The following is a 15,647-nucleotide window of genomic DNA, read 5'->3' on the forward strand; positions in this document are numbered from 1 at the left end:
AGAAAGCTGGTTGGAAAAAACATACTGCGGATAAAGCCTTATAAGCCCGGCAAACCGATAGAAGAATTAAAAAGAGAGCTGAAACTTAAGCAGGTTATTAAGCTGGCGTCTAATGAAAACGCTCTTTCGCCGTCGCTAAAAGTAACTTCAGCGATCAAAAACAGCTTGAGTAGCCTGAATCGCTATCCCGATGATACTTGTTATTACCTTAAGAAAAAATTAGCCGGGCGATTAGGCTTTAGCCCTTCTAATTTAATAATCGGTAATGGTTCCGATGAGATAATCGCCCTGACCCTGCGGGCTTTTTTGAACCCTGCCGAAGAGGTCGTGATAGCCCGGCCGACTTTTCTTATTTATGAGATCGTTGCCAAAATAGCCGGAGCCAAAATTAAATACGTTCCCTTAAAAGACTTGAAGTACGATCTGAAATCAATGGCCGAGGCAGTAACAAAAAAGACAAAGATTATATTTGTAGCTAACCCGGATAATCCCACGGGTACCTATCTAACCGGGGATGAAGTGCGCCTTTTTTTGGCAAAGGTACCCAAAGAGGTCATAGTGTATTTTGACGAGGCCTATTTTGAGTTTGCGGATGTTCCGGATTTTCCCGATACGTTAAAATTAATCAACAAACGCAATATTATAACAACCAGGACGTTTTCCAAAATATACAGTTTAGCTGGATTGCGTATCGGTTACGGCCTGGCTAATAAGCAGATTATAGGCTATCTGAACAGGGTCAGAGAGCCTTTTAATGTAAACTCGATTGCCCAGGTAGCTGCTTTGGCTGCCTTAGACGAAAAAGACTGCCTGAGGCAGACATTAAAGATGGTGAAAGAAGGTAAAAAATATATCTATAACGAGCTTGAAAAAATAGGATTAAAATATGTCCCCAGCGCTACTAATTTTGTCCTGATAGATCTGGGCAAAAATTCCCGGATTGTATTCAACAGGTTATTAAAACGAGGTATTATAGTCAGGGATATGCGGGCCTGGAAATTGGATAATTTTATCCGGGTTACTATCGGCACCATGAGCGAGAATAAAAAATTCATAAAGGCGTTTAAGGAGGTAAGTAGATGATTATTGTTTTAAAGCCGCACGTTACTGACCAGGAAATAGACCATGTAATTGAAAAAGTCAAAAAACTGGGCCTTAAGCCCTGGGTTTCTAAAGGGGTGGAAAAGACCATAATCGGGGTTATTGGCGAGGAAGATCTCTTGCGCGTTCAGCCCCTGGAAGCTATTTCGGGTGTTGAAAAGATCCTGCCGATTTTAAAACCTTTTAAACTGGTTAGCCGTGAATTTCAGCCGGCTGACAGCATTATCGATGTGAAGGGCATTAAAATCGGCGGTAAGGAATTAACGATTATGGCCGGTCCTTGTGCCGTAGAAAACAAGGAACTGCTTTTAGAGATTGCCAGGGTAGTTAAAAAATCCGGGGCCAAGGTGCTTCGCGGCGGAGCGTTTAAACCCCGGACATCTCCTTATAGTTTTCAGGGCCTGGGAGAAGAAGGCCTGAAATATTTACAAGAGGCAGCTAAAGCTACCGGCCTGGCGATAGTCACAGAAGTTATGGATACCAGGGACGTTGTTCTGGTAGCCAGGTACACCGACATATTTCAGATCGGGGCCAGGAATATGCAGAACTTTAATCTTTTAAAAGAAGTAGGCCAGACTAAAAAGCCCGTGCTTTTAAAAAGAGGAATATCCTCGACCATCAAAGAACTTTTAATGTCGGCAGAATACATTGCTTCTAATGGAAATTTGAATATTATTCTCTGCGAACGGGGGATAAGGACATTCGAAGAATATACCAGGAATACTGTTGATATAAGCGCTGTGCCGATAATCAAGGAACTCAGCCATTTGCCGATTATAGTAGACCCCAGCCATGGCACGGGAAAATGGGGGCTGGTTGCTCCGTTGTCCAAGGCTGCGGTTGCCGCCGGGGCGGACGGTCTTTTGATTGAGGTGCATTCCTGTCCTGAAGAGGCGCTTTCAGACGGGGCTCAGTCAATAATTCCAGAGAGGTTTACTAAATTGATGGAAGAGCTGAAGGTGCTGGCAGGGGTTGTAAATAGACAGATATAATTAAGGTAAATAAGAGATGAAAATGTTCAAAAAAACAACAATAGTCGGTGTTGGTTTGATCGGCGGTTCTTTAGGTATGGCAATGATGTCCGGCGGATTAGCCGGGCAGATCACAGGCCTGACCCGGCACAAACATACCTTGAGCCTGGCAAAAAGATCTAAGGCGGTTACTAAAGGAACCCTTGATTTTAAAAAGGCGGTTAAGGATGCAGACCTGGTGATTATTGCCGCGCCAATATCTAAGATAGTCAAGGTGGCAAGGGATATAATGCCTTTTCTCAAACAGGGCTCTATTGTTACTGATGTGGGAAGCCTGAAGGGGGAAATAGTCAAACAGATCGATAGTATCCCCCGGATTCGCAAAAAAGAGGTTTATTTTGTCGGCAGCCACCCAATGGCTGGTTCAGAAAAAAGCGGGGTTTGTTCTGCCAGGAAAGATTTATTCAAAGGCTCGTTTTGTTTTTTAACCAGGACCCGTTTTACCGATCAAAAGGCTTTGAATAAAATCAGAAAGCTCTGGGAAAAGCTCGGTGCAGAAGTAAAGGTGGTCTCACCTGTTAGGCACGACTCTATTGTGACTTATATCAGCCATCTTCCGCACATTTTGGCTTACCACTTATCCATGCTTGTCCCGTTCAAATACTATAAGTATAGCGGGGGGAGCTTCCTGGATATGACCAGGATAGCCTCGAGTAATCCCCGGCTATGGCGGGATATATGTGTCATGAACAGCAGGGAAATAGGCAAGGCTTTAGGGGTATATCAGACATCAATTGGCCGGGTGAAAAACATCGTGTCCGCTGGCCGGCACCAAAAGTTGTTAAGTCTGTTCAAGAAGGCAAAAAATAGAAGGGATAGTTATAACAGAGAATGGTTATCGCTATAGATGGTCCGGCCGGTTCGGGAAAAAGCACTATTGCCAGGCTGGTGGCTGATAAACTGGGGTTTTTCTATCTGGATACCGGAGCTATGTACCGGGCTTTTACTTTAAAAGCGGTTGAGGAAAAAATTGATTTGGAAAATGAAAATGCCCTGGCAGATTTGCTTTATCATACCAAAATAGATTTAAGAAAAGATGAAGTTATGCTGGATGGCAGGGATGTCAGCCGCCGGATCAGAGAACCGGAAATTACCAATAAGGTGTTTTTTGTTGCCCGGGCCGGAAGCGTGCGAAAGAGAATGGTGGATCTACAGCGCAGGTTTTCCGGCAACAATAGAGGCATGGTAGTCGAGGGGCGCGATATCGGAACAACGGTTTTTCCGGATGCCGATAAAAAGTTCTATCTGGATGCCGAGGTCAAGGAACGGGCCGGCCGCCGCTACAGACAATTGCTTAGGGAACATCAAAAATCGCCGGCATTAAAAAGATTAGAACAAGAAATTTTATTACGCGATAAGCACGATAAAACCAGAAAGATAGCGCCGTTGGCAATGGCCGAAGACGCTGTTCGTATCGACACAACCAACTTAGACATAAACGAAGTAGTTAACGTTGTTCTTTCACACCTTAACACAGATGATTTATAAGTTCTGTTGCTTACTGGGCATAATTTTATATAAACTGTTGTTCAGGTTTAAGTCAGCCGGAAGGGAAAATTTTCCTCCCAAAGGCGGCTGCATTCTGGCCAGTAATCATTTAAGCCATTTAGATCCCCTGGCCTTAGGCATACCGTCTTATCGCCGGCTCAATTTTATGGCTAGAAAGAGCCTGTTTAACAATAAGCTGTTTGCTAAATTCTTAAATTCAGTTGATGCCTTTGCTGTCGAAGACAAAGATCTGGGTCTTTCGGGAATGAAAGAGGCATTAAGGAGACTGAAGGCAGGTAAAGTTGTGGCCCTGTTTCCCGAAGGGACAAGAAGCAAGGACGGAAAACTGCATCCGGGTAAAATCGGGGTCGGCCTGCTGGCGTTGAAGTCTAACGTTCCGATAGTTCCGGCCAGGATCTTTGGCACAGACCAGGCTTTGCCGATTGGCGCGAGATTCATCAGGTTGAGACCGGTCAGTGTCTACTTTGGCCGTCCGCTGAGGTTTGGCCAATCTTATCAACAGGGAAATAAGAAAGATAATTATTTAAGAGCCAGTCAATCAATCATGGAGCAAATATCTAAATTAGGGCCTCAAGTAAAATGAAGGTAATAGTTTCTGAGCATGTTGGATTTTGTTTTGGGGTTGAGCGGGCGGTAAAAAAGGCCGAGCGAATGCTTGACAATAGAGGTTTGTCAAATTATTCAGTCGGCCCCCTGATCCATAATCCCCAGACCATCGAAAAATTGACTGAAAAAGGTTTGAGGATAGTTAACCGGATAGAGCAGATAAAAAACGGAAGGCTGATAATCAGAGCCCATGGGCTTAGGCCTGAGTTACTCAGCAAGGCCAGGGCCAAAAACATAGAAGTAGTAGACTCTACCTGTCCTTTTGTTAAGAAGGTTCAGGAGGCTTCCTGCCGGCTTGTTAAACAAGGCTATGCGGTCATAATTGCCGGGGACAAAAACCATCCAGAGGTGAAATCAATAGGCGGTTTTACCGATGAGAAGGCAATGGTTGCAGCCGGGCCTTCTGATCTGGATAAGTTAAATCTGAATAAGAGCAGGAAAATTGCCTTATTGGCACAGACCACTCAGTCAAACAGCAATTTTCAGGCTATAATTAATAAGCTGGTTTCTAAAGGTCATTTTGAGGAACTGAGGATATTTAATACTATTTGCCGCGCTACGGTTGTCCGGCAAAGAGAAGCCAGGTCCATTGCCCAAAAAGTAGAAATGATGATAATCATGGGCGGAAGGCTGAGCGCTAATACCAAAAGATTGGCGGGAATATGTAAGGAGGCTGGCGTGGAAACTCATCATGTCGAAGCTGCCAAAGACATAAAGCCCTCCTGGTTTAGAAAAAAAAGAAGTATCGGCTTGGCCGGAGGGACTTCAACGCCGGCTTGGGTGATTAAACAGGCCGCGGATAGATTAAAAAAAGTATACACAGATGATCACAGAAGGGGTAAGCTTACAGCCCATAGCTTGTAGAAGGTCTGTGTATAAAGAAAGGGGGTAATTGTGAATGTCGCAGCAAAAAGAACCGGAAAGATTTGAGGATATCTTAAATCTTTACGAAAAAAAACTGAATGAGGTTAAAGAAGGTCAAATAATCAAAGGGAAAGTCATTGATTTTACCGAAAAAGAGATTATAGTCGATATCGGCTATAAATCCGAAGGGGTGGTGCCGGTCAATGAGTTTAACGGATCTGAGTCTTTAAAGATCGGTGATGAGGTAGAAGTATTATTGGAGTCAAAAGAAGATGACAGCGGAATGGTAATCCTGTCAAAAAGAAAGGCTGACCAACTTCAGAATTGGGAGAAGATATCCCAAAAATATAAAGAAGGCGGCCTTGTCGAAGGAAAAGTATTTAAAAAGGTAAGGGGAGGGTTGATGGTGAATATAGGCATGGAGGCTTTTTTACCAGCTTCCCAGGCCTTTATCCGCCCGACTTCAAACCTTGACCAGCTTATAGGCCAGACCCTTAAGTTTAAAATCGTTAAAACAGATATGCGGCGCAGGAACGTGGTCCTGTCGCATCGCGATTATTTAATGGAAGAGAAGAAGCATCTTAGGGAAAAATTGATCAATGAAATAGAAAAGGGCCAGTTACGTAAAGGTATGGTTAAAAATATCACTGATTTCGGCGCGTTTGTAGACTTAGGCGGAGTAGACGGATTGCTGCATATAACAGATATGAGCTGGTCGAGGATAAGCCATCCATCTGAAGTCGTGGCTATCGGTGATGAAGTAGAAGTGTTGATTTTAAACTTTGACAAGGAGACAAAAAAGGTTTCTTTAGGCTTGAAACAAAAAAGCCCCAGCCCATGGACAGACATAACCAAGAAATACCCTGTCGGTTCCAGAATAAAAGGCCGGGTGGTAAATATTATGCCCTACGGAGTTTTTGTTGAGCTGGAAAAAGGGATCGAGGGTTTGGCCCATATATCTGAATTGTCCTGGACAAAGCGGATTACCCATCCTTCCGAAGTATTGGCTATTGGCGATGTAGTCGAGGCTGTGGTGTTGAGCGTAGATGAAGCCGGCGAAAAGATTTCTTTAGGAATAAAACAGATTGAGATCAATCCCTGGTTGGAGGTGGAGCAGAGATATAAGGTAGGGACCAAGGTGAGCGGGAAGGTGCGCAACCTGGCCAAGTACGGAGCGTTTGTCGAACTGGAAACAGGGATAGACGGCTTGATCCATATCTCGGACATGTCCTGGACCAAAAAGATCAGTCACCCTTCGGAGGTGTTGAAGAAGGGGGAAAAGATAGAAGTAAAGGTTTTGGTGGTCGATCAAAAGTCTAAGAAGATATCACTGGGGTTGAAACAGCTGGAACCCGAGCCCAAAGAAAATGGAACAAAAGATAAAGAAGCAGATTAGCAGAATAAAATGCGGCAGCGTGGAGATGATCTCTGAAAAGGAGATCTTTGAAAAATTACAACAGTCCGGAAAGAACAACAAACCTCTGCGGGTTAAATACGGGGCAGATCCTTCTTGTCCCGACCTTCATTTGGGCCACACGGTTGCCCTGGCTAAGCTAAAACAGATTCAGGATCTGGGTCATAAGGTAGTGTTTATAATCGGAGATTTCACTGCTATGATCGGTGATCCCAGCGGCGAGTCCAAGACCCGAAAACAATTATCAAAAGATGAGGTCAGAGAGAATGCCCGGACGTATCAGCGGCAGGTGTTTAGGGTCCTTGACCGGGAAAAAACAGAAGTAGTTTACAATTCCAGCTGGTGTGAACAAATGAATTTCAGGGAGGTTATAAATTTAGCGTCCAGATATACCGTGGCCCGGATGCTTGAAAGAGACGACTTTTTAAAACGTTATAAAAATAGACAACCGATATCTATTCACGAGTTTTTGTATCCTTTAATCCAGGGGTATGATTCAGTGATGGTCAGAGCAGACATTGAGGTAGGAGGAACGGACCAAAAGTTTAATCTTTTGGTAGGCCGGGAGCTTCAGCGGGATTTTGGCCAGGTTCCGCAGGCAGTAATAATATTACCGCTTTTAGTAGGCCTTGACGGCGTTAAGAAGATGAGTAAGTCCCTGGGTAATTATATTGGACTTACCGATTTACCCCAGGATATGTTTGGTAAGATTATGTCAATAAGCGATGAATTGGCTTCTGATTATTATAGAATTCTTCTGGGAAAGCAAATCGATATTGCCGGCCTGAATAATCCAAAACTGGCAAAATTAGACCTTGCTGCGAAAATAGTTGAAAGAAATTATGACAGCGCCAAGGCTTTGCTGGCCCGTGAACAATTTGAGCGGGTATTCAGCCGGAAAGGACTGCCGGAGAAGATAGAAGAATATGCCTTGGAAAGCAGTTGTCCGGTCTGGATTATTGAACTGTTGAAAGTTACCGGTTGCGCCTCAAGCAGGAGCCAGGCAGAACGCCTGGTCCGGCAGGGTGCTGTAACCATTGACAATAAAAGAATTGAAGATGTCGGGGAAAAAATAAAGGTCAAAGGCAGTTCTATCCTGAAAGTAGGAAAAAGAAAATTCCGAAAAATAATTGCAAAAAAAACTTGACAGCTTAATTTATTTGTGTTATCTTTTGTTCTACATTGCTACCCTAAAAAAGGGAGTTAAATGTTCGTTCTATCGAAATAATTGAATATAGTTTTTTGTGTTTATTTGTTTTTTTGTTCTTTGAAAAAGTTCCGCTTAACAAAGCGGAGAATAGCAAGCTAATGAGCATTTTTTTATTGGAGAGTTTGATCCTGGCTCAGAACGAACGCTGGCGGCGTGGTTTAGGCATGCAAGTCGGACGATCTTTCCCGCAAGGGATTGATAGTGGCGCAAGGGTGAGTAACGGGTGGATAATTTATCCTCAAAACCGGGATAACCTGTCGAAAGGCGGGCTAATACCGGATAAGACTACAGTTCGCATGGACCGTAGTAAAAAGATGGCCTCTATATTATGCTATCGATTAAGGGTAAGTCCGCATTCTATTAGCTAGTTGGTGGGGTAATGGCTCACCAAGGCTTTGATGGATAGCTGGTCTGAGAGGATGGTCAGCCACACTGGGACTGAGACACTGCCCAGACTCCTACGGGAGGCTGCAGTCGAGAATCTTTCGCAATGGGGGAAACCCTGACGAAGCGACGCCGCGTGAGCGATGAAGGTCTTCGGATTGTAAAGCTCTGTCACTTGGGACGAAGTTTGATCTTGTTAATAGCAGGATTAAATAGACGGTACCGAGAGAGGAAGCCACGGCTAACTCCGTGCCAGCAGCCGCGGTAAGACGGAGGTGGCGAGCGTTGTTCGGATTTATTGGGCGTAAAGGGTGTGTAGGCGTCCTGTTAAGTCGTATGTGAAATCCTTTGGCTTAACCAAAGAACTGCATACGAAACTGATGGGATTGGGTACAAGAGAGGAGAATGGAATTCCCGGTGTAGAGGTGAAATTCGTAGATATCGGGAAGAACACCAGTGGCGAAAGCGATTCTCTGGCTTGATACCGACGCTGAGACACGAAAGCTAGGGGAGCGAACAGGATTAGATACCCTGGTAGTCCTAGCCGTAAACGATGGGTACTAGGTGTAGGTCCGCAAGGATCTGTGCCGCAGCTAACGCATTAAGTGCCCCGCCTGGGGAGTACGGTCGCAAGACTGAAACTCAAAGGAATTGACGGGGACCCGCACAAATGGTGGAGCATGTGGTTTAATTCGACGATACGCGAGGAACCTTACCAGGGTTTGACATGTATTTGAAATTCCTAGGAAACTAGGAACCTCCTTCGGGACAGATACACAGGTGCTGCATGGCTGTCGTCAGCTCGTGCCGTGAGGTGTTAGGTTAAGTCCTGCAACGAGCGCAACCCTTGTTCTTAGTTGCCACCTCGATTTCGAGAGCACTCTAAGAAGACTGCCACAGGTAATGTGGAGGAAGGCGAGGATGACGTCAAGTCAGTATGGCCCTTATATCCTGGGCGACACACGTGCTACAATGGCCTGTACAAAGGGTTGCCAAGCCGCAAGGTGGAGCTAATCCCAAAAAGCAGGTCTCAGTTCGGATTGAAGGCTGCAATTCGCCTTCATGAAGCTGGAATCATTAGTAATCCCGTATCAGCCATGATGGGGTGAATACGTTCCCGGGTCTTGTACACACCGCCCGTCAAGTCAACCGAGTTGAATGTACCCGAAGTTACTGACCTAACCCTTGACGCTTGCGTTAAGGGAGGGGATGTTTCGAAGGTATGTTTGGCAAGAGGGACTAAGTCGTAACAAGGTAGCTCTACCGGAAGGTGGGGCTGGATCACCTCCTTTCTAAGGAGTAATGCAGGAAAAGAAAGTAGGATAAGTAAAGGTGTAAATTTCATTAGCTTGCTAAATGAGCACACAACTTACGGAGGCCGCAAGGCCGACGTAAGTTGTGTGTGAACTTAATCCTGAGCAATGAAAAGTCTTTTTTTAAAATTCTTCAGCAAAGGATTTATTTATTATAAACAAGTGCTCGACTTTTCATAAATTATATGCTCATGCAATTTAATCCTGGGGCCTATAGCTCAGTCGGTTAGAGCACTGTGCTGATAACGCAGGGGTCTCTGGTTCGAATCCAGATGGGCCCACCAATGAGAACATAATTTATGAAAATCGAAAGTTTTCCTAAATCAGATGTTCAAATTGGGGATGTAGTTCAGCTGGCAGAACGCCTGCTTTGCACGCAGGAAGTCATCGGTTCGAGTCCGATCATCTCCACTGTGTGTTTGGTTCTTAGCTCTTAGCTCCTGGCTCTTGGTTTAAAACTAAGAGCCAGGAGCTAAGAGCTAATATGTTCTTTGAAAATTAAATAGTTAGTAATATTTGTGGTCAAGCTACAAAGGGTTTATGATGGATGATTTGGTCTCAGAAGGCGATGAAGGACGCGGTAAGCTGCGATAAGCTCCGGGGAGTTGCAAATAGACCTTGATCCGGAGATTTCCGAATGGGGCAACCCATCCCGACAAAATCGGGATACTCTTATCTGAATACATAGGATAGGAGAGAAATACCAAGAGAACTGAACCATCTCAGTACCTTGAGGAGAAAAAAGAGAATTCGATTCCTTTAGTAGCGGCGAGCGAAACAGGAAGAGCCTAAACCTTGGTTACGTGATAATCCGTATGTGTTGTAATCAAGGGGTTGTGGGGGTTAACCGGATCGAAATACGGTTTGGTCGTCTTGCAAAATTTTACAGTTGAACAACCTGGAAAGGTTGGCCAAAGAGAGTGATAGCCTCGTAAGCGAAGTAAGATTGCGCAGGATGGGTTAATTCCCCAAGTACTGCGGGACACGTGAAATCCTGTAGGAATCCAGCCCGACCACGGGCTAAGGCTAAATACTCTCTGAGGACCGATAGTGAACAAGTACCGTGAGGGAAAATTGAAAAGAACCCAGGTGATGGGAGTGAAATAGAACCTGAAATCATAAACCTACAAGCGGTAGGAGCTCTATGTTCGTCAAAGCAATTTGGCGAAAATGAGTGACTGCGTGCTTTTTGCATAACGAACCGGCGAGTTACTTAGTGTAGCGAGGTTAAGGCCGAATCTTCGGCTGGAGCCGTAGCGAAAGCGAGTACTAACTGTGCGTCCAGTTACACTCAGTAGACCCGAAACCGAGTGATCTACCCATGGCCAGGGTGAAGTATATTTAATCGTATATGGAGGCCCGAACCCGTTAACGTTGAAAAGTTATGGGATGAGCTGTGGGTCGGAGTGAAAGGCTAATCAAACTCGGAAATAGCTGGTTCTCCCCGAAATAGCTTTAAGGCTAGCCTCATAAGATGTAATAGTGGAGGTAGAGTACTAACTGGGCTAGGAGCCTTACCAGGTCGCTGAACCCAATTAAACTCCGAAGGCCATTATTATTATTGTGGGAGTCAGACTACGGGGGATAAGCTTCGTGGTCAAGAGGGAAAGAGCCTAGACCGTCAGCTAAGGTCCCCAAGTATGAGCTAAGTGGTAAAGGATGTGATTTCACTAAGACAACCAGGATGTTGGCTCAGAGGCAGCCATCATTTAAAGAGTGCGTAATAGCTCACTGGTCGAGTGGTTTTGCGCCGAAAATGATCGGGGCTTAAGCTCATCACCGAAGCTACGGATTCTGTAACTTTATTGTTAGAGAGTGGTAGGGGAGCGTTCCATTCTAGGTTGAAGCCTGATCGAAAGGACAGGTGGACGAAATGGAAGTGATTATGCCGGTATGAGTAGCGATAAGACTGATGAAAAATCAGTCCGCCGAAAACCTAAGGTTTCCTGGGGAAGGTTAATCCGCCCAGGGTTAGTCGATCCTAAGCCGAGGTCGAAAGACGTAGGTGATGGACAGCAGGGTAAAATATTCCTGCACTGCATATTTTGCGTTTGAATCTTATGGTGACGTAGAAGGTTAGGCCATCGCGCGGTTGGAAATGCGCGTCCAAACTCGTAGCCTTTGGCACCAATTGTCAAGGGTGAGGGGTGTTAGGGAGCCCAATCCACGGAGCGGGTAAACTGGCTAACACCACACTACCGAGAAATAGCTGTAAGGTGAGTGGGATATGTAATCGTACCGTAAACCGACACAGGTAGGTTGGGAGAGAATCCTAAGGCGCTCGACATAACCCTCGTTAAGGAACTCGGCAAAATGACCCCGTAACTTAGGGAGAAGGGGTGTCCCGAAAGGTGTAGCCTTGCGGTGAAGCCATATTCGGGATCACAGTAAAGCGGCCCAGGCGACTGTTTACTAAAAACACAGGTCTGTGCGAAGACTTAAAGTCCATGTATACAGACTGACACCTGCCCGGTGCTGGAAGGTTAAGAGGAAGGATTATCTCACTTCGGTGAGAGAAGTTCTGATCCGAAGCCCCAGTAAACGGCGGCTGTAACTATAACAGTCCTAAGGTAGCGAAATTCCTTGTCGGGTAAGTTCCGACCCGCACGAATGGTGTAACGATCTGGGCGCTGTCTCAACGAGGGAGTCGGCGAAATTGTAGCAGCGGTGAAGATGCCGCTTACCCACGACTAGACGGAAAGACCCCGTGAACCTTTACTGTAACCTGATATTGGATTTTGGTCCGATATGTGTAGTATAGGTGGGAGACTTTGAAGCCTTGGCGTTAGCCAAGGTGGAGTCAACAGTGAAATACCACCCTTATTATATCGAAATTCTAACCCACGGCCGTGAATCCGGCCGAGGAACAGTGTCAGGTGGGCAGTTTGACTGGGGCGGTTTCCTCCTAAATTGTAACGGAGGGGTTCAAAGGTTCCCTCAATGCGGTTGGCAATCGCATGTGGAGCGTAAAGGCAGAAGGGAGCTTAACTGCGAGACCTACAAGTCGAGCAGATGCGAAAGCAGGACTTAGTGATCCGGCGCTACTGAGTGGAATGGGCGTCGCTCAACGGATAAAAGGTACTCCGGGGATAACAGGCTTATCTCCCCCAAGAGTTCATATCGACGGGGAGGTTTGGCACCTCGATGTCGGCTCATCGCATCCTGGGGCTGGACAAGGTCCCAAGGGTTTGGCTGTTCGCCAATTAAAGCGGTACGTGAGCTGGGTTTAGAACGTCGTGAGACAGTTCGGTCCCTATCTGTCGTGGGCGTAGGATATTTGAAGGGATCTGTTCCTAGTACGAGAGGACCGGAATGGGTGAACCAATGGTGTATCAGTTATCGCGCCAGCGGTATGAGCTGGGTAGCTACGTTCGGAAAGGATAAGCGCTGAAGGCATATAAGCGCCAAGCCTTCCCTAAGATAAGATATCCTTCTATTAATAAAATGATAGAGAAGACTCCTTGTAGATTACAAGGTTGATAGGCCAGATGTGTAAGTCCAGTAATGGATTGAGCTTACTGGTACTAATCAGTCAAATGCTTGACCACAATTATTAGTAACTATTTTAAAAAATACTTAAGATTTCATACGTTATGTAATCTTATTTTAAATTTTCCCGGTGGTTATAGCAGAGGGGATACACCCGTTCCCATACCGAATACGGTCGTTAAGCCCTCTAGCGCCGATGGTACTTTCCTGGCAACGGGATGGGAGAGTAGGTCACTGCCGGGCTTTTTTTATGCCTAAAAGATTTTTTTTGAGTTTCTTTAAAAGCCTGCCTGTTATCTAAAAATTAAAACTGCACAGTTTAAAGTTTAAAACTGCACACTCCCTAAGTCCTTAATTAGGTGTCATCCTGAGGGAGCTTAAGCGACCGAAGGATCTCCCATAAAACCGTGTTTTCTGAGATTCTTCGGCCTTCGGCCTCAGAATGACCTTTTTAGCGTTATTATTTTTAATTTCGGTTAAGGTGTGCACTTTTAAAACTTAAATCGTCTAAAAACTGTGCACTTTTAATTCGTAGATAACATCTTTAAAAGCCTGCCTTGACAAAATTACCTAATTAAGATATAGTAAACTACTCCGTAAAAATTATCTGTGTAATTTAACCTTTAATCTGTATAATTAGGTTTATTTAATCGAAAGGCGGATTATATGCATCAACCAAAAGACATTCGTAACGTTATTTTTGTTTCTCATCCTCAGGCAGGAAAAACTTCATTAGGGGAAGCTGTTTTATTTAATGCCGGGGCTATTTCTCGATTGGGCAGGGTTACCGATGGAACAACTACTTGTGATTACAATTCCGATGAAATAGAACGAAAAATAAGCATAAACGTAGGGTTTGGCTGCGTTGATTATAACGGCAAACAGATACACCTTATTGATCCGCCTGGATATATGGATTTTATCGGTGATTTAATAAGTAGTATTCATGCGGCGGATTCAGGAATTTTGCTGGTAAATGCAGTAAGCGGCATTGAGATTGGAACAGAAAAGGCCTGGAATTTACTTGATAGCCTGAAGTTACCGAGAATGATTTTTATAAATAAAATGGATAAGGAACATGCGAATTTTATTAAAACCGTAGAATCAATAGTTGAAAAGTTTGGCAAGAAATGCGTTATTTTTACTTATCCTATTGGCACGGGGGGTTCTTTTAAGGGTGTTGCAAACGTAATGACCGGCGAAAATATGGGCTCTTTGAGCCCGGAAGACAAAGAGAAATGTTCTAAGCTTTCTGAGTCCTTAATTGAGACAATCGCTGAATCAGAAGATAGTCTTTTAGAAAAGTATTTAGAAGGAAATAAATTGAGCGAAGAAGAAACAGCCCGTGCTTTGGGAACCGCGATTCTAAACAAAAATATTGTCCCGGTTTTTGCCGGCTCCAGCCTGCAAAATATAGGGATAAAGGAATTACTTGAAGCTGTTTGCCGGTATTTACCCAGTCCTTTGGACGTCTCTCCCAAAAAAGGTAAAGACCCGGCAAGCGGTGAAGAGGCAGTCAGAAAACCGTCTGAGGATGAACCATTTAGCGCCCAGGTTGTTAAGACAATATCTGATCCTTACATTGGCCAATTAACCGTTTTTAGAATTTTTTCCGGAAAGCTCCAGCCAAATACCAGTTTTTACAATACATCAGCAGGAGCCAAAGAAAGAATCGCTCAGGTTTATCAGCTTCGGGGTAAGGAACAGATAACCAAGGAAGCAGCCTGCACCGGCGACATAGCCGCTGTAGCCAAATTAAAAAACAGCAAAACAGGTGACACGATTTGCGACGAGAAAGCCAAAATTATTTTTGCTCCGTTTCAATTCCCGGAACCGGCAATTTCCCGGTCCATAAAGCCTAAATCCAAAGGAGATGAAGATAAGATTTCGACCGCGCTTCATAAGATAGCTTCCGAAGATCCCACTTTTACTTTAACAAGAGATGTTCAGACAAAAGAACAGATTGTTTCCGGCGTGGGAGATTTACATGTCGAAGTTATGATTACCCGCCTTAAAAATAGATTTAAAGTAGATGTTGAGCTTGGCACGCCAAAGGTGGCTTATAAAGAAACAATAAAAGGCGAAGGTGATTCTAAATACCGTCATAAAAAACAGAGTGGTGGAGCAGGCCAGTTTGCCGAGGTATGGATGCGCATTGAACCGCTTCCCCATGGTGGCGGCTTTGAGTTTGTTGATAAAGTAGTAGGAGGATCTATACCTGCTGCTTTTGTGGCCAGTTGTGAAAAGGGAATAAGGTCGGCTATGGAGCAGGGGATTTTGGCCGGATGTCCGGTCACTGATGTCAGGGCAGTAGTTTATGACGGAAAAACCCATCCGGTAGATTCTAAAGATATAGCTTTTCAAATTGCTGCCCGCCAGGCCTTTAAAGAGGCCTTTCAAAAAGCCAAGCCGACTATTTTAGAACCGATTATGGATGTAGACCTAACCGTGCCTGATGAATATATGGGTGATATTACCGGAAGCTTAAACAGCCGGCGGGGACGAATCATGGGCATGGGAGGGCAAAGCAGCGGCAGTCAAACAATAAAGGCAAAGGTTCCGCTTGCTGAAATGTTTAAGTACGCCAATGAATTGAAATCAATAACACAAGGCAGGGGTTTTTACGCAATGAGATTTTCCCATTATGAGGAAGTGCCGGCAAAAAATCAGGAATCTATAATTGCCAAGTTTAAAAAAGAAAAAGAAGAAAAGTAAACTGGAGGGAG

General features: G+C 44.8%; 9 protein-coding genes, 2 tRNA genes and 3 rRNA genes. All 14 read left to right on the forward strand.

Features of this window, described 5'->3' with window-relative positions; translation table 11 throughout:
* Window positions 1-1,083, forward strand: a 1,083-nt coding sequence (gene hisC, locus U9Q08_02105) for a histidinol-phosphate transaminase (GenBank protein ID MEA3328523.1), incomplete at its 5' end; no start/stop codon positions are given.
* Window positions 1,080-2,093, forward strand: coding sequence for a 3-deoxy-7-phosphoheptulonate synthase (aroF, locus tag U9Q08_02110; protein MEA3328524.1), 1,014 nt, complete (start codon window positions 1,080-1,082; stop codon window positions 2,091-2,093). The genes hisC and aroF, both read left to right, overlap by 4 nt.
* A gap of 22 nt (window positions 2,094-2,115) precedes the next feature.
* Window positions 2,116-2,979 (forward strand): prephenate dehydrogenase, encoded by an 864-nt coding sequence (locus tag U9Q08_02115; GenBank protein ID MEA3328525.1) that lies wholly within the window; start codon window positions 2,116-2,118, stop codon window positions 2,977-2,979.
* Complete coding sequence (gene cmk / locus U9Q08_02120) at window positions 2,964-3,620, forward strand: (d)CMP kinase (GenBank protein MEA3328526.1); 657 nt, start codon at window positions 2,964-2,966, stop codon at window positions 3,618-3,620. Before U9Q08_02115 ends, cmk begins: the two co-directional genes overlap by 16 nt.
* Window positions 3,610-4,224, forward strand: coding sequence for a lysophospholipid acyltransferase family protein (locus U9Q08_02125; protein ID MEA3328527.1), 615 nt, complete (start codon window positions 3,610-3,612; stop codon window positions 4,222-4,224). Before cmk ends, U9Q08_02125 begins: the two co-directional genes overlap by 11 nt.
* A complete protein-coding gene (locus U9Q08_02130; protein ID MEA3328528.1) occupies window positions 4,221-5,111 on the forward strand; it encodes a 4-hydroxy-3-methylbut-2-enyl diphosphate reductase in 891 nt (296 codons plus the stop codon). The genes U9Q08_02125 and U9Q08_02130 overlap by 4 nt, the downstream gene beginning before the upstream one ends.
* A gap of 34 nt (window positions 5,112-5,145) precedes the next feature.
* A complete protein-coding gene (locus U9Q08_02135) occupies window positions 5,146-6,507 on the forward strand; it encodes a 30S ribosomal protein S1 (protein MEA3328529.1) in 1,362 nt (453 codons plus the stop codon).
* Complete coding sequence (gene tyrS / locus U9Q08_02140; GenBank protein MEA3328530.1) at window positions 6,479-7,672, forward strand: tyrosine--tRNA ligase; 1,194 nt, start codon at window positions 6,479-6,481, stop codon at window positions 7,670-7,672. The genes U9Q08_02135 and tyrS overlap by 29 nt, the downstream gene beginning before the upstream one ends.
* A gap of 173 nt (window positions 7,673-7,845) precedes the next feature.
* A 16S ribosomal RNA gene (locus tag U9Q08_02145) occupies window positions 7,846-9,411 on the forward strand.
* A gap of 228 nt (window positions 9,412-9,639) precedes the next feature.
* A tRNA-Ile gene (locus U9Q08_02150) sits at window positions 9,640-9,716 on the forward strand.
* A 54-nt stretch (window positions 9,717-9,770) separates the two neighbouring features.
* Window positions 9,771-9,843, forward strand: a tRNA-Ala gene (locus U9Q08_02155).
* Between the two features lie 109 nt (window positions 9,844-9,952).
* A 23S ribosomal RNA gene (locus tag U9Q08_02160) occupies window positions 9,953-12,980 on the forward strand.
* Window positions 12,981-13,047: 67 nt separating this feature from the next.
* Window positions 13,048-13,164: ribosomal RNA gene (rrf, locus tag U9Q08_02165) — 5S ribosomal RNA — on the forward strand.
* The 16S, 23S and 5S rRNA genes sit together here with 2 tRNA genes alongside, the layout of an rRNA operon.
* Window positions 13,165-13,587: 423 nt before the next feature.
* Window positions 13,588-15,636 (forward strand): elongation factor G, encoded by a 2,049-nt coding sequence (gene fusA / locus U9Q08_02170; GenBank protein ID MEA3328531.1) that lies wholly within the window; start codon window positions 13,588-13,590, stop codon window positions 15,634-15,636.
* Window positions 15,637-15,647 lie beyond the last annotated feature (11 nt).

The sequence above is a fragment of the Candidatus Omnitrophota bacterium genome (genome assembly GCA_034717435.1).
In the GTDB taxonomy this organism is placed as follows: domain Bacteria; phylum Omnitrophota; class JAUWXU01; order JAUWXU01; family JAUWXU01; genus JAYELI01.